At 63.6% G+C, this 14,940-nt stretch carries 15 protein-coding genes; 8 read left to right on the top strand and 7 right to left on the bottom strand.

What is annotated here, in order from left to right:
* Positions 1 to 383 precede the first annotated feature (383 nt).
* The 5 genes from O4220_RS02465 to rpsF form a co-directional block, all read right to left on the bottom strand.
* On the bottom strand, positions 384 to 2,663 hold the full coding sequence (locus O4220_RS02465) for a bifunctional SulP family inorganic anion transporter/carbonic anhydrase (protein ID WP_269601967.1): 2,280 nt from the start codon (positions 2,661 to 2,663) through the stop codon (positions 384 to 386).
* A gap of 228 nt (positions 2,664 to 2,891) precedes the next feature.
* Positions 2,892 to 3,347, bottom strand: coding sequence for a 50S ribosomal protein L9 (rplI, locus tag O4220_RS02460; protein WP_269601966.1), 456 nt, complete (start codon positions 3,345 to 3,347; stop codon positions 2,892 to 2,894).
* Positions 3,348 to 3,362: 15 nt separating this feature from the next.
* Positions 3,363 to 3,605, bottom strand: a complete 243-nt coding sequence (gene rpsR, locus O4220_RS02455; protein ID WP_008711381.1) for a 30S ribosomal protein S18 — start codon at positions 3,603 to 3,605, stop codon at positions 3,363 to 3,365.
* Positions 3,606 to 3,647: 42 nt separating this feature from the next.
* The gene (locus O4220_RS02450) at positions 3,648 to 4,199 is read right to left on the bottom strand and encodes a single-stranded DNA-binding protein (RefSeq protein ID WP_032378699.1); all 552 of its coding nucleotides are present in this window, start codon (positions 4,197 to 4,199) and stop codon (positions 3,648 to 3,650) included.
* A gap of 57 nt (positions 4,200 to 4,256) precedes the next feature.
* Positions 4,257 to 4,544 carry a 30S ribosomal protein S6 gene (gene rpsF / locus O4220_RS02445; RefSeq protein WP_269601965.1) on the bottom strand — a complete coding sequence of 96 codons (288 nt, stop codon included), beginning with the start codon at positions 4,542 to 4,544 and terminating at the stop codon, positions 4,257 to 4,259.
* 161 nt (positions 4,545 to 4,705) lie between these two features.
* On the opposite strand from rpsF, the gene O4220_RS02440 reads away from it, so the two are divergent.
* The 4 genes from O4220_RS02440 to O4220_RS02425 all read left to right on the top strand — a co-directional run bounded on the left by O4220_RS02440 (position 4,706) and on the right by O4220_RS02425 (position 7,529).
* Positions 4,706 to 6,109: a glycosyltransferase family 87 protein gene (locus O4220_RS02440; protein WP_269601964.1), complete on the top strand. Its 1,404-nt coding sequence runs from the start codon at positions 4,706 to 4,708 to the stop codon at positions 6,107 to 6,109.
* A 21-nt stretch (positions 6,110 to 6,130) separates the two neighbouring features.
* Positions 6,131 to 6,829, top strand: a complete 699-nt coding sequence (locus O4220_RS02435) for a response regulator transcription factor (protein ID WP_269601963.1) — start codon at positions 6,131 to 6,133, stop codon at positions 6,827 to 6,829.
* 36 nt (positions 6,830 to 6,865) lie between these two features.
* Positions 6,866 to 7,036, top strand: coding sequence for a hypothetical protein (locus O4220_RS02430; RefSeq protein WP_269601962.1), 171 nt, complete (start codon positions 6,866 to 6,868; stop codon positions 7,034 to 7,036).
* A gap of 127 nt (positions 7,037 to 7,163) precedes the next feature.
* Complete coding sequence (locus tag O4220_RS02425; RefSeq protein ID WP_269601961.1) at positions 7,164 to 7,529, top strand: helix-turn-helix transcriptional regulator; 366 nt, start codon at positions 7,164 to 7,166, stop codon at positions 7,527 to 7,529.
* 9 nt (positions 7,530 to 7,538) lie between these two features.
* Here O4220_RS02425 and O4220_RS02420 read toward each other — a convergent pair whose 3' ends face one another.
* A complete protein-coding gene (locus tag O4220_RS02420; RefSeq protein ID WP_269601960.1) occupies positions 7,539 to 8,636 on the bottom strand; it encodes a DUF475 domain-containing protein in 1,098 nt (365 codons plus the stop codon).
* Positions 8,637 to 8,727: 91 nt separating this feature from the next.
* Positions 8,728 to 9,303 (bottom strand): TerD family protein, encoded by a 576-nt coding sequence (locus tag O4220_RS02415; RefSeq protein WP_027495074.1) that lies wholly within the window; start codon positions 9,301 to 9,303, stop codon positions 8,728 to 8,730.
* 220 nt (positions 9,304 to 9,523) lie between these two features.
* Here O4220_RS02415 and O4220_RS02410 point away from each other — a divergent pair, with 220 nt between their 5' ends.
* From O4220_RS02410 to O4220_RS02395, 4 genes are read left to right on the top strand one after another with little or no spacing between them, the layout of a single operon-like run.
* Positions 9,524 to 10,609: a hypothetical protein gene (locus O4220_RS02410; protein ID WP_269602244.1), complete on the top strand. Its 1,086-nt coding sequence runs from the start codon at positions 9,524 to 9,526 to the stop codon at positions 10,607 to 10,609.
* 23 nt (positions 10,610 to 10,632) lie between these two features.
* The gene (locus O4220_RS02405; protein ID WP_269601959.1) at positions 10,633 to 11,781 is read left to right on the top strand and encodes an HpcH/HpaI aldolase/citrate lyase family protein; all 1,149 of its coding nucleotides are present in this window, start codon (positions 10,633 to 10,635) and stop codon (positions 11,779 to 11,781) included.
* Positions 11,778 to 14,111, top strand: coding sequence for a phosphoribosyltransferase (locus O4220_RS02400; protein ID WP_269601958.1), 2,334 nt, complete (start codon positions 11,778 to 11,780; stop codon positions 14,109 to 14,111). Before O4220_RS02405 ends, O4220_RS02400 begins: the two co-directional genes overlap by 4 nt.
* The gene (locus tag O4220_RS02395) at positions 14,108 to 14,911 is read left to right on the top strand and encodes an HAD family hydrolase (RefSeq protein ID WP_269601957.1); all 804 of its coding nucleotides are present in this window, start codon (positions 14,108 to 14,110) and stop codon (positions 14,909 to 14,911) included. Before O4220_RS02400 ends, O4220_RS02395 begins: the two co-directional genes overlap by 4 nt.
* Positions 14,912 to 14,940 lie beyond the last annotated feature (29 nt).

Here is a 14,940-nt window from a genome sequence, read left to right as displayed (position 1 = left end):
GTCGAGAGAGACGCTGCACGGACGTTAAGCGCTATCGGCAGGAGTCACAACACAGCCTGTGCACGAAACTGTGGATGAAATGTGGATGAGCTTGAACAACGGTGTTGACCACCTGGGGATAACCTGGGTATAACTTTCACAGTTTCGACCGTTCCGCCTGGTCGACGGGTGTACATAAAGTTTTCTTCCTGTGCATCGATTCTGGATCGGCGTGTCGGCCGAATTGACAGCTCGGGCGTGTTGAGTAAATGCCAGGTGAACCCCAGGGTGAAGTAGGTCACACGGACTGGGATTGGTCACAGAAACAGGCCAGCATCCCGTTTCAGCAGAAGGGGCCCGATTTCGGGCTTGGAATCGGGCCCCTCGTCACTGCCGACCAGATGTCAGGCGTTGCCCCTCTGTGGGCAATCCGCCGGATCCAGCACCGTGACCTCCTTGGTGCCGATCTGGAGCACCCGAGCCGTCGGAATGTCGAAGAACAGTCCGGTGATGTGCAGGCGCCCCTCGGCGTTGGCGCGACCCACCACTCGGTGGCGAGTGAGCGTCTGCAACTGCACGGCCACGTTCACCATGGCGAGCTGATCCGCTTCGCCGAAACCGAGCTCCGCGGCCTGACGGCCCACCGCGTGTCCGCTGCGGTACGCCTCCAGGCTCGCCACCGCGTGACCCAGCCATTCCGCCACGGACTCGTCTGCGGCATTCTCCGGCCCACTCAGCACCGCTTTCATGGCACCGCAGCCGGAGTGTCCACACACCACCACCGACGAGGTGCCCAGCTGATCGACGCCGAACGCAAGCGCGGCCTCCACCGAACAATCCTGACCCTTCACGGGAACGAGGTTGCCCATGTTGCGGACCGTGAACAGATCACCCGGCCCGCTACTGGTGATCGTGTTGGGCATGACGCGCGAATCCACACAGCAGAGAAACAGCGTGTCCGGATCCTGGCTGTCGGTCAGACCCTCGAGGTGCGGACGGATATTGGGTGCATGGGTGCGGTGGTACTCGGCCACTCCGCTCATCACAGCCCGCAGCGCCACGGGCGAATCCCCTTGCGCATCATCGCTCTTGAGCTGCCAGGCGCGCCACGGAGCCAACGAACTGCGTACCGTCGCAGACCCACGCTTGGGCGGACCCTCGGCAGCGGCAGCCATCGACGCCGTACCCACTTCCTCGACTTTTGCTGTGCCACCGCTGAGTTCGTGCTGTCGCATCCACTCGTTCAACGCGTCGTGCACCGCGTGATCCAGAAAGTCGACGCCCAGACGCACGGTGACGCCTGTCCCCGCAGGGACGGTGGACAGCACGTGCGTCAGCCTTGGCAGCGCAAGAAAGCTCAACGAACCCTCGATGGTGACACGCCAGGTACCGTCGACCGTCTCCTCCGCGCGGACGTTGGCCCACACCACACGACGCAGCACCAGAATGATCGACAGAGCCAATCCGATGAGCACGCCTTCGAGCAAGTTCAGCGCCACCACACCGATAACGGTCACCGCATAGACCGCGATGTCGCCCGTCTTGTTCGCAATCTTGATGTCCGCCAACTTGATCAGCTGCACACCGATCATCACCAACAGACCCGCGAGCGCAGCGAACGGGACCAGCTCGACGATCGAGATGAACAGTACCGAGAAGATCAAAATCCACACGCCGTGCAGAATCGCCGACGCGCGAGACTTGGCACCGACCTTGACGTTGGTGGCACTGCGCACGATGACGCCGGTGATCGGCAGACCACCGATGGCACCGGAGGCCATGTTGCCCGCACCCTGCGCCATCAACTCTCGATCGAAGTTGGTGCGCTCACCACTGTGCATCTTGTCGACCGCAACCGCGGAGAGCAGGCTCTCGACACTGGCGATCAACGCGATGGTGATGACACCGGTCACGAAGGCGCTCCACTGCCCGTCGGGCATGATGGGGAAGCTCAGCGATTCGATCAGGTTGCCCGGCAGTGCGATTCGCTCGACATCGAGGGAGAACAAGATCGAGACGGCAGTGGCAGTGACCACTGCGACGAGTGCGGCGGGAACCTTGGCGACCTTGGCCAACACGCTGGACAGCTCGGCCATCCGCGGCCAGGAGAACATGAGCACCACAACGATTCCACCGACGATGATCGACGGCCATTGACCGTTCGCGACGGATGTGGGAATCGCGAGGATATTCTGCACGGCCGAACTCTCGGACTCGCCGCCGAGAAGGACGTGAATCTGCTGCAGCGCAATGGTTATGCCGATTCCGGCAAGCATGGCATGTACAACGACCGGCGAAATCGCCAGCGCGCTACGCGCAATTCGGCTCATTCCCAACAAGACCTGCACAGCACCGGCAAGAACTGTGATGGCACACGTTATGCCCCAGCCGAATTGGTTGACCAACTCGGCAACTACCACCGTCAGACCCGCAGCAGGACCGCTGACCTGCAATGGTGATCCGCCGAGGATGCCGGCGAGAATGCCGCCGACCACAGCGGCGATGAGACCGGCCATGATCGGAGCGCCGGATGCAACGGCGATACCGATCGAAAGTGGCACTGCCACAAGGAAAACAACCAGTGAGGCCGGGAGATCGTACTTCATTATCGACCCGATCCGAGACGGTGGCTCGGATCGGGTCTTCGGGCTGGGTTCTGAGTCGTGCTCTGCTGTCGTTGTCACGGCAGGTCCTCCGGGCGTCTAGGCGTCAGGTCGGTCGATCGTGTTTCGGCGTCGAATGTCGCCCCCACGTAAAGGCTACGCAAACCTTGGCTAAAGATGCCATCGAGAGAGATCCTTCACAAAATGGAACCCATTGCGACAGTTGGTCTTTGTGAGAAGACACGAAAAAGCCCCACGAACCGTGGTTCGTGGGGCTTTTCTGCAGCCGTATCGGGCCGAAAGCCGAAATCAGCTTCCGACGACCTCCAGCTTGAACTTGGCGGTCACGTCGGGGTGCAGGTTCACGACGATGTCGTGCTTGCCCGTGCTCTTGACGTGTGCCTTCGGCAGATCGATGCTGCGCTTGTCGACAACCGGGCCACCGGCAGCCTTCAACGCAGAAGCGACGTCCGACGCGGTGACCGAGCCGAACAGCTTGCCCGAGTCGCCCGCGGTCTTGACGGCCAGCGTGACTGCCTCGAGGCCTTCGATGGCCTGCTTGAGCTCGTTGGCGTGCTCGAGTCCGCGAACGGCACGAGCCTCCTGAGCGCGGCGAATGCCGTCGACCTGCTTCTGAGCTCCACGGGTGGCCTGGATGGCCAGTCCGCGGGGCAGCAGGAAGTTACGGCCGTAGCCGTCCTTGACCTCTACGGTGTCGCCAGGCGCACCGAGGTTGTCCACATCAGCGGTGAGGATCAGTTTCATACCAATCGCCCCTTTCTATCGAGCCGTCGCGGCGTAAGGCAGCAGTGCTACCTCACGCGAGTTCTTCACGGCAACGGCCACGTCACGCTGATGCTGGACGCAGTTGCCGGTGACACGGCGAGCACGGATCTTTCCGCGATCGCTGACGTACTTACGCAGCAACGTCGTGTCCTTGTAATCGATCGACGCGTTCTTCTCCTTGCAGAAGGAACACGCTTTCTTCTTGAGCACCTTGTCGCGCAATGGCGGTTTGGGCATGGGGCTTTCTCCGTTACATCTGGTTGTTCTCGATCGAAGGATCTAGAACGGTGGCTCTTCGTCTCCGCCACGTCCGCCGAAGGAGCCCGATGCCGCTGGAGCACTGCCCCAGGGATCGTCTCCGCCGGAACCGGAGTTGGACGAGGAGTTCGAGCGGCCGCCGCTCGATCCGCCGGAGGAACCGGAGCCGGAGCCGGAGTTGAAGCCGCCTCCGCCGCCACCTCCACCGCGGTTGGCCTTGTTGACCTTTGCGGTGGCGTAGCGGAGTGAAGGTCCGATCTCGTCGACTTCGAGCTCGACGACTGTCCGCTTCTCACCCTCACGCGTTTCGTACGAACGCTGCCGCAACCGTCCGCTCACGATCACTCGCGAGCCTCGGGTCAAGCTCTCGGCAACGTTTTCCGCTGCCTCGCGCCAAATATTGCAGCGCATGAAGAGCGCGTCGCCGTCTTTCCATTCGTTCGTCTGACGATCGAATGTGCGCGGCGTGGATGCAACCGTGAAGTTGGCAACCGCCGCACCGGCGGGGGTGAATCGAAGTTCTGGATCAGCCGTCAAGTTTCCGATGACGGTGATGACGGTCTCGCCTGCCATGGTTCCTCTTTCAGTAGTAAGCGTTGTAGATGCCAGCCTAGAGGCGGGCAACGACAATTACTTGCCCTGTCGCAGGACCTTCGTACGCAACACGGACTCGTTGAGTCCGAGCTGACGATCCAGCTCGCTGACGGTGGCAGGCTCGGCGTTGAGGTTCACAATGGCGTAGATGCCCTCGGCGTGCTTGAGGATTTCGTAGGCCAGACGACGCTTGCCCCACACATCGACCTTGTCGACGGTGCCGCCATCCTTGCGAACGACGTTGAGGAACGTATCGAGCGACGGAGCGACAGTGCGCTCGTCCAGATTGGGGTCGAGAATGACCATCAATTCGTAATGACGCATAAGACCTCATCACCTCCTGTGGACTAGTGAAAACGGCCACGGACTATCCGTGGCAGGAGGGTCGTTGCGTCAGCAACCCCTCGAAGATACACGACAGGGCGCTGACCTGCTAATTTCCGTCAGGCGTACGGTCCGGTGTTCGCGCGTCATAGTCTTGCACCATGCGATCCGGGGTCCGCACCAATCCGATGACGGTCGTCGTGGTCGTCGCGATGGCTGCACTCGGACTGATTCTGGGGTATCTCAACAAGGCCCGCTGCGCGGTCGCGCCGTTCGACGCGTCGGGTCGCAGCACGATGTTCGACGCGATCAAGGATTCCTCGGTCTGCTACTCCGACATCCAATTTCTCTGGCTCGGTCGCGATATCGACAACCACATCTTCCCGTACATCCACGGAGCCATCACCAGCGACGGAATCCTCACCGGAGGAACTGTGGAGTACCCCGTCCTCAGCGGCGTGCTGATGTGGCTCGGAGCCATTCCCGCCCACACCGACGCGCAGTTTCTGCTGACCTCGGCGTTGATTCTCGCGCCCTTCGGTCTGATCACCGCGTGGATGCTCGGCCGGATGGCCGGCTGGTCGGCACTGCTGTGGTCGATCACCCCGCCGCTGGTGATGTACGCCTTCCACAACTGGGAACTGCCCGTCGTCGCCGCCGCCGTCGGCGCGATCTTCGTCATGACGTTGCCGATGCCACTGCGGCGGCGAGCCGTTCTCGCGTCGGTGTTGTTGGCGATCGGCTTCTGCCTCAAGCTCTATCCCGGTGCATTCGTGCTGCCCCTGATCGCGTACGTGGTCACCGGCGGCTTCGACGGGCGCGAATCCGCCGACACCGTCAAAGGTCGCTGGGACATCCGCGGCGGTCTGATGGTCGCCGGCGCCGCGATCGGCACCGTGGTTGCAGTGAATCTGCCGTTCGCGGTGTTCGGCTACGAGGGGTGGCGCGCATCGTTCACGTTCCAATCGCTTCGGCAGGCGGACCTGACGACCAACTCCATCTGGTACTGGGGACTGCGCCACTTCTACATCAGCGACCAGATGACTCCCGATGCCTACGCCGAGGCCGAGGCCTCCTTCCAGGACGTGGTGGACGTCGCGTCGCCGCTGATGGTGTTCGCCGCGTTCGCTCTTGCGCTGTGGCTCGGCTGGCGTCGCGCAAAGGTGGACGGTACCTATCCGTGGGTCGCGGTGAGCGGATCGATGCTCTGCGGATTCATGCTGCTGCACAAGGTGCACTCGCCGCAGTACACGCTGTGGCTTCTGCCCTTCTTGGTGTTGCTGCGGGTTCCGTGGGGACTCGTCGGCTCGTATCTGCTGGTCGATCTGTCGATGGGGGTCGGCGTTTTCAAGTATTTCGCTGCGCTCGCCTCGGGTGCCGACGCCGAGAACGAAGAGTTCTTCGTTCTCGTCGGGGTGTGGGGCCGAGCACTGTTGCTGCTGGTGTTCTTCGTGCTGTTCATCCGGGCTCGGATGCGCGTCCCTTTCCCGGGCGAAACCGACCGGGCGTCTGTAATATCGCCCCGACCAGCAACGATATCTCTGACGACATCACCGGGGCAGTAGTACCCAGGGCGGGACGGGGACATGACACAGGTGTCGAATTCGCAGGAGAGTACGAGCGACGAGACCACCGAGATACGACGCGTCGGGCTGGTCGAGGATCACGAATCCGTGGCTCTCGGCCTTCAGGCGATGCTCGCGCACGAACCCGACCTCGAGCTGGTGTCCATGGCCGCCACCGTCGGCGAGTTGCTGGCACAGCACCGGACTTTCGACCTCGTGGTGCTCGACCTTCGACTCGGTGACGGCTCGTCTCCGAGATCGAATGTGGAGCGACTACACGCCGCCGGTGCGCGTGTACTGGTCTACACCGGTGCCGAGAACGCGTTTCTGGTGCGCTCGGCTGCCCGCGCCGGTGTACTGGGCGTGGTACGCAAGTCCGCTCCCGCGGCCGCGATCGTCTCCGCGATCAGGCGCGCCGCGAGCGGCGGTCAGGTAGTCACGACGGATTGGGCCGCCGCGATCGACGGTGATCCGCAGCTACCCGATGTCGGTCTCAGCCCCCGCCAACGCGAGGTACTCGCGCTGTATGCGTCGGGGGAGAAGGCCGCTCGAGTAGCCAGTCTCGCCGGACTGTCCGAGCAGACCGTCAACGACTACCTCGTTCGCATCCGGAACAAGTACGCCGAGGCCGGGCGTCCGGCACCGACGAAGACCGACCTCTACAAGCGGGCGGTCGAAGACGGTTGGTTGCCGATGCCCGAACTGCCGCCGCGGGATTGATGCCGAGCTGTGGTTCGTCCCACAACTTCGGAGCACATGAGTACCGCGGTTTCCCGACCCCTCCGAGGTGCCGAGGGCGGCGTCGACACCGCCCGGATAGTGCTTCCCGGCCGGGCAAAGGTCGCGTCCGTCCAGGTCAGCGACTCGAACGCAGGTGTGGGAATCGAACTCGATGCCGACGGCCGTCAGGCTGTCGTACCGCCGTGACACGCTGACGCGGCAGTTGACGTTTCAATGCCCCTAGAAATCAGGGCAGAAAACCTGAGCATTACCTGTGAGAATCGTCCACATTGGTTTAGTTGGTCTCAACCCACTTCGGCGTCCGGGAGATTTGATGTCTGCACTGCTCGAACCTTTGCCCTCTGCGAGCGATTCGTCCGTCCCGGCGGCACACCGTTCGCGTGGGCCGATCAGCCTGGTTCCGCCAGCCATGCAGATACACCCCGTCCCGGCGCCTGCGAGCCCGTTCCCGCCGCGACCCGACCTCACCGGCCGCGAGATCGAGGTGCTGCTCTGCTGGATCAACCACGACTCCAAGACAGAGGTCGCGAGGGCACTGTTCCTCTCGCTCGGCACCGTCAACACCCACCTCACCCGGATTCGGGCAAAGTACACCTCGGTCGGACGGCCGGCCCCGACCAAGGCTGGCCTGGTGGCACGGGCCCTCCAGGACGGACTGGTAGATATCTCGGAGCTGTGAGACCGCAGATCAGACGCTGACTGCGGTGTCCACGCCTTCTTTTTCGAGGCGCTTGTTGCGTCGGATACTGCTCAGCAGAGCAGCTCCGATGAACAGGATGCCCACGAAGCCGGTGATCAGCTCGTTGATGTGTACGCCGATCGACACCAGCAGAATGACCGACAACGCGCCGATCGCCCAGTGCGCGCCGTGCTCGAGGTACACGTAATCGGACAACGTGCCCTTGCGCACGAGGAACACCGTGATGGACCGGACGAACATCGCACCGATGAAGCCCAGGCCGAGCGCAATGATGATCGGGTCCGCAGTGATGGCAAAGGCACCGATGACGCCGTCGAACGAGAAGGACGCGTCGAGCACTTCGAGGTAGAGGAACAGGAAGAAGCCGGCCTTACCCGTCGCCTTGGCCAGTTCGCTGGGTCCACCCGAGGACTCCTCGCCCTCTTCTTCGACGTGGAACAACTCGCCCAGACCGTTCACCGCGATGTACGTGATCATGCCGAGCACGCCGGAGACCATGACAGTGGAGATCTTGTCGTCGTCGGCGAGGAATTCAGCGCTCAGGACCAGCAGCAAGCCGGCAACGACGACGGAGAGCTGATCGAGACGACCGATTCGGGCAAGGGGCTTCTCCAACCAGCTCAACCAGGTGATCTCGCGATCCTCGAAGATGAAGCCGAGGAAGAGCATCAGCAGGAACATGCCGCCGAACGCCGCGATCTGCGGGTGCGCGTCGGTGAGGAGCGTCTCGTAGCTGGGTGACCCGTCCGGGAAGGTCGCGGCACCGTCGGCGGGCGGGTTGAGCGCCAGGTCGATGGCGGCGACCGGACCGAGGCCCGACGCAGCCCAGACGATCACCAGCGGGAACAGCAGCCGCATACCGAACACGGCGATGACGATGCCGATGGTGAGGAAGATCTTCTGCCAGAACTCGCTCATCCGTCGCAGCACGGTGGCGTTGATGACGGCATTGTCGAAGGACAGGGACACCTCGAGTACGCCGAGGATGAGGACGAGGATCATCGCCTCTATCCCGCCGTAGAGGAAGGCCACGATGACAGAGACGATGGTGACCGCGATCGACCATCCGAAGATCTTCACAACCACAGGTGTGGCCTTTCTCGAGACAAATACGGAAAAACCCCCGCCCATCATGAATGATGATGCGGGGGTATCCCCAATCTTGGGAGAGTCTTGACTAGACGTTTACTCCGAAGTCACGGGCGATGCCCGCGAGGCCGGATGCGTAGCCCTGACCGACTGCGCGGAACTTCCACTCCGCGCCGTTTCGGTAGAGCTCACCGAAGACCATGGCGGTCTCGGTCGAGGCATCCTCGCTGAGGTCGTAGCGGGCGAGCTCGGAGTTGTCGGCCTGGTTGATGACGCGGATGAACGCGTTGCGCACCTGACCGAACGACTGCGAGCGAGCGTCCGCATCGTAGATCGACACGGGGAAGGTGATGGTCTCGATCTCCGGCGGCACAGCGGCGAGATCGACCTTGATCTGCTCGTCGTCTCCGTCGCCCTCACCCGTGGTGTTGTCTCCGGTGTGCTCGATGGAGCCGTCGGGAGACTTCAAGTTGTTGAAGAACACGAAGTGTCCGTCGCTGAGGGCCTTCTTCGTCGAGTTCAGCGCGATGGCGCTGGCATCGAGATCGAAGTCGGTACCGGTCGTCGTGCGGATGTCCCACCCGAGTCCGACCACCACTGCGGTGAGGTTCGGAGCTGCTTTGGTGAGCGAGACATTGCCACCCTTGCTGAGGCTGACGCCCATGGAGAGGTCCTTTCGCAAATGGTTTCCCGTTACGGGTACAACCGTAGTGGGAATGTCCGGTTCTTGGACGTACTCCGCCAACGACTGCGACATCGCCAGGGTTCCCGTCAGTACTATCGAGCAGGTGACAAGTCGCTGGCCTGGGGTGTTCCGCAGAGGACCCGAATCCGACGCCTCCGCGCGCCGATCCCAGGACAACGCCGTCGCCGCCTTCCTCGATATGGACAAGCGCCAGTCCATCGCATCGGCAGGCGTCGAGGCCTCCACCGCCTTGCGCCCGGAGGACAGACTCGCCGCCCGATGGGCCGACACCGAGAAGCAGTGCTTCGACGCCGGGGCCGCCTACCTCACCGCAACCGATCAATTCGACGGAATCACCACGGCTGCCGCCAGATCGGCATTCGACAACGCGACCCGATCACTGCACGACGCCAGCGCGGCCGTCGACAGGTTCTACGACGCCCATCGCGGCGCCCTCGAGCAGGCCTCCGCCCAATTCGCGGCCACACCGCGCCTGGTGCAGGACGCACTGACCGAGGCCGATGCCGCCCGAGCCACCGTCGACGAGCAGTACGCCGGGTACCCGTCACTACGTCTGGCGTGGCGCGAACTCGATTCGGCAACAACACAATTGCAGAGCAACCAGCGCGATCCGCTGCGCGCACGCGAGAGCGCCGCACAGGTTCGCGAACGAGCCGCAGCTTTACGTGCGGCAGTGGAGTCGGCCCCCGGACGACTTCAGGAGGCAAGGACCGCGCTGTCCTCGGTACGCACCCGAATCGAAGCCGTCCGAACGCGATCCGAGGGCATCGCACCGGCCTTCTCGAGCCTGCTACGCGAGTTCAACGCCAAGAGCTCGGCGGATCTCTCGCGTAACGAACGGTCGAGTGCACGACACATCGAGCAGGCGGACGAGGATCTGCGGGCGGCGCGTTCGGCGCTCGACGCAGGTAACCCCGAACAGTCTCTGGATCTGGTGACCCAGGCGCGTCAACACCTGAGCGATGCCGAACATCTGGTCGACGCGGTCACCGACCGAGTTCGTCTGCTGCGCGCGGTGAAGACCGATCCGAAAGAGACCGAGAACAAAGTGCGGTTCAAACTTCGTGACGCTCAACAACTCGCGATCAATCGTGGCCTGGTTGCCGAATGGGGCTCGGTGTTGGATGCTCAGCTCGCCCGGATCGACAGGGCGAGCACAGCGCTGACGGGTACCCATCCCGACTACTGGTCATATCTGCAGGATCTGGATACCATTTCGGACTTCATCGCAGGCGTGATCGAACGCATGCGCAGCTCGCACTGATCACATTCACACGAAGGACAGTGGTGCAACACTTTCGCCATCTCGACGCAGACACCCGTGCACGAGTCTTCTTCCGGCAGCCGGAAGACATCGAGACGAGCGACGGAAACGATGTCGTGGCAACAGCTCTCGGAGCCACGCTGTACATCCCGGCAACACGCCCCGACCTGACCGCGACGGTGAACAAGCGCACCGACGAGGGCGTGCGGTCCATCGTCATCGATCTCGAAGACGCTGTCGCAGATCATGATCTGGACGAAGCGTTGGCGAACGCCGTCCGAACTCTGAACGAACTCTCGGGGACGAGTTCGCTCGTGTTCGTCCGGGCGCGCACCCCCGAGCACATCCGAACCATCTGCGCCGGCCTCACCCAGGGCGCGGGCGGGCTCGCCGGATTCGTCGTGCCGAAGTTCACGGCGGCACGCGGAGCCGAGTTCCTCGACGAGATCGTCGCGGCGTCCCATTCACATGGCACCCGCCTGTTCGCGATGCCCGTCCTCGAATCGCCGGAGGTGGTACACCGCGAGACTCGAGACGTGGAACTCGTTGCCATCCGTGAGCTGCTCGGGACCTACCGCGACACAGTGCTGGCCGTCCGCATCGGAGCCACCGACATGTGCGGCACCTTCGGCATCCGACGCGACCGCGACCTGACGATCTACGACGTCCGCGTCGTCGCCGACGTTATCAGTGCGATCGTCAACCATCTCGGCCGCTACGACGGATCCGGATACGTCATCACCGGCCCGGTGTGGGAGTACTTCGCAGACCACGAACGCATGTTCCGTCCGTTGCTACGGCAGACGCCCTTCGTCGACCAGGACGCCGTCCGCTTCCGCCAGCAACTGGTCAGCAGTGACCTCGACGCGCTCCTGCGCGAGGTTGCTCTCGACCGGGCCAACGGAATCCAGGGCAAGACCGTCATTCATCCCTCGCACGTCCCCGCCGTTCACGCGTTGTCCGCGGTGACGCACGAGGAGTATCACGATGCACTCGACATCCTCTCGTCCGACCAGGGTGGCGTGCAGGCGTCCGGCTACCGGAACAAGATGAACGAACTTGGTCCACACCGTAATTGGGCAAAGCAGACGGTGCTGCGCGCCAAGGCGTTCGGCGTCACCAACGAAGGAATCACGTTCGTGGACCTACTGACCGCGCTGGCGCAGCGATGAACCACAATCCGGCCGACGGCATCACCTTGACCGATACCGGCTCGTCGTCGTCCTGGGCTGCCACGCAGTTGGTTCGGCCCGGTCTGCGGCGCAACCCCCGGCGTGCCCACTTGCTGGTCTCGACCGTGCTCGGCAAGCACATCCCCGTCGATCCCGACGTCGTCGTCTCGGCCGGCGAGGAGCTGGCTGCTCTCGTCTCCGCCGCAGTGGACGGGTCCGATGTCGACGTTCTCGGATTCGCCGAGACTGCAACCGGATTGGGGCACACCGTTGCGACTGCCCTGGGTGCACACTGCTACCTGCATTCGACTCGGCGCACCGTTCCAGGGATGACCGTGCACGGCGAGTTCGAGGAGGGTCACTCGCACGCCACCGACCACCTGCTGATGCCGACATCGCCCGATCTTCTCGACGGCGATCTGCCGTTGATCCTGGTGGACGACGAGATCTCGACCGGAGCGACGGCACTGGATGCGTTGCGGCAGATTCATTCGTCGGCCGGACGCAGGCACTACGTCATCGCATCCCTGGTCGACATGCGTACCGCCGAGCATCTCGCTGCAGCCTCGGCGGTGGCCACCGAACTCGGCATCCGGATCGACAACGTGAGTCTCGCTCAGGGATCGGTGGAGCTCGCCCCTGGATTGGTGGAGACGGTGCTCGCCCTCCCCGACCCGACGTTCAATCCCGTTGCTGCTCGGCCCGGTTCGGTGCATCGGGTCGACGCGCAGTGGCCGGCGACACTGCCCGACGGCGGACGGCACGGGTTTCTGCGATCCGACGCGGCCGGTTTCGACCTCGCGATCGACGCCCTTGCAGCCACCGTCGATGCTGCGCTGGCCGACTCGAAGTCGTTGGTGGTGATCGGCCACGAGGAGCTGATGTACCTACCTCTCCGGCTGGCGGCGACGCTGCAGAAGCGGGGACACACCGCGCTGTTCCAGACCACCACCCGATCGCCTGCATACGTGGCGGACGTGCCCGGCTACCCATTGCGGCGCGGCTTCGAGTTCACCGCCCCCGAGGACGAATCTGCTCTGCGTTACCTCTACAACGCATCTGCACCGGACGACGCGACGTTGATCCTGGTTGCCGACGCCCCCGCAGACACAGATGCCCTGGCGGCCGCGGCCGAGACTCTCGCCGCGTCGGGCGCCGACGTCGTGCTCGTCGTCCTCACGGGTGCAGACCCGACAGCGCTCGAGGTCGCTCGGCGGGCGCGACCGCTTCGAGGACCCGAATTCGGTTCCTATGCAGCAGAAGAAGTCACCTGGCTGCTCAAGGACCTCTCGTCGGTCTCGTTGGAAGCCGAAGTCGACGAGCGCGAGAAGGCGATTCAGGCCGGCACGGCACATTACGCCGAGTCGCTTCCGGTCGAATACCAACCGGATCTCGCCTACCGTGAACTGTTCGAGAAGGTGTTGCAGGAGAGCGCAGCACGACTGGCCGTCGCCGTCGGTACCGTCACCGAGGTCGTCCTGGCCGAGCGCGGACACGACATCGCCCTCGCATCACTCGCTCGCGCGGGCACCCCCGTCGGAATCCTGATGCGTCGCTGGGCATTTGCTGCTCACGGTGTCGAGATTCCGCACTACGCCGTCTCGATCGTGCGTGATCGAGGCATCGACGCCGTGGCCCTGCGATACCTTGCCGACCATCACGACTCGCGGTCGGTGGTGTTCGTCGACGGCTGGACGGGCAAGGGCGCGATCGCCCGCGAACTCACCGCAGCACTCCGCGACTTTCCCGGAGCCGAGTTCGACGACGATCTGGCCGTGCTCGCCGATCCGGGCAACTGCGCTCGCACGTACGGCACCCGAGACGACTTCCTCATCGCGTCGGCGTGCCTGAACTCGACTGTCTCGGGCTTGGTTTCACGGACCGTGCTCAACGACAGCCTGATTCGGCCCGGGGACTTCCACGGCGCGAAGTACTACGCCGATCTCGCACCCGACGACGTCTCCCGCCACTTGCTCGACACCGTGGCTGCGCGTTTCGACGAAGTCCGGGACGAGGTCGGTGCCTCGGTGGCAACGGTGCTCGGTTCCGACCGAACACCCACCTGGTCCGGTTGGGCTTCGGTCGAGAAGGTCCGCGCGGAGTACGGCATCTCACACGTCAATTTCGTCAAGCCCGGGGTCGGTGAAACCACCCGGGTGCTGCTGCGCCGCGTTCCGTGGCGGGTACTGGTGCGGGACGCCGATGCGCCCGAGCACGAACACATCAGGATGCTGGCTGCGGCCAGAGGAGTCCCGGTGGACGTGGTCCCCGACCTCGCCTACTCGTGCATGGGTTTGATCAAGAACGTGTCGAGCGGGGAGGCGTCGTGACCGCTCTCGTCGCCGTGGATCTCGACCGTACGATGATCTTCTCCGAGGGTGCACTCGAGGTCCCACTGGACGACGCTTTCGAGTGCGTGGAGGTGTACGAGGGAAAGCCGTTGTCGTACATGTCTTCTCGTTCGATCTCTCTGCTGCGCGAGTTGAGCGAGAGTGTTGTGGTCGTGCCGACCACAACACGTACCATCGAGCAGTTCCGCCGGATCGCACTCCCAGGGGCCCCGTGGCGGTACGCCATCACCAGCAACGGCGGCAACATTCTCGTCGACGGCGAACCGGACATGCACTGGCGCAACGGGTTCGAGTTGGATCTGGCGCGCATTGGCGCAGAGTTGAGATCGCGGGTCTCCGAGGATTGGGTCCTCAAGTACCGCGAGGCCGACGGGCTGTTCTGCTATCTCGTCGTAGACACGACGGCTGTGCCGGAGGACTTCGTCGCGGAGTGGTCGCAGTGGTGCGCCGCGCGGGACTGGAACGTCTCGCAGCAGGGGCGCAAGATCTACACGATGCCCAACGCGGTGTGCAAGAGCTCCGCGGTGGCCGAGGTTCGTTCCAGGCTGATTCAGGACGACACCCTCGACGCCGATGCCCGAGTCTTCGCCGCAGGTGACGGCGCACTCGACGCGGAGATGCTCATCGCCGCCGACGCCGCGATCCGGCCGCGGCACGGCGAACTGGAGCTGCTGGGGTTCACCCGCCCCGGGTTGACGGTCACCGATTCCTCGGGCGTCCGGGCCAGCGAGGAAATTCTCGAGTGGCTACGGAACCGAACCGCCGCGCGCCGCGTCTAACTGGTCGTCGGGGAGAGAAGACGTCGGGC

The organism is Rhodococcus ruber, assembly GCF_027270735.1.
Lineage (GTDB): Bacteria > Actinomycetota > Actinomycetes > Mycobacteriales > Mycobacteriaceae > Rhodococcoides > Rhodococcoides rubrum_A.
This window is presented reverse-complemented; position numbering and strand designations above follow the sequence as displayed.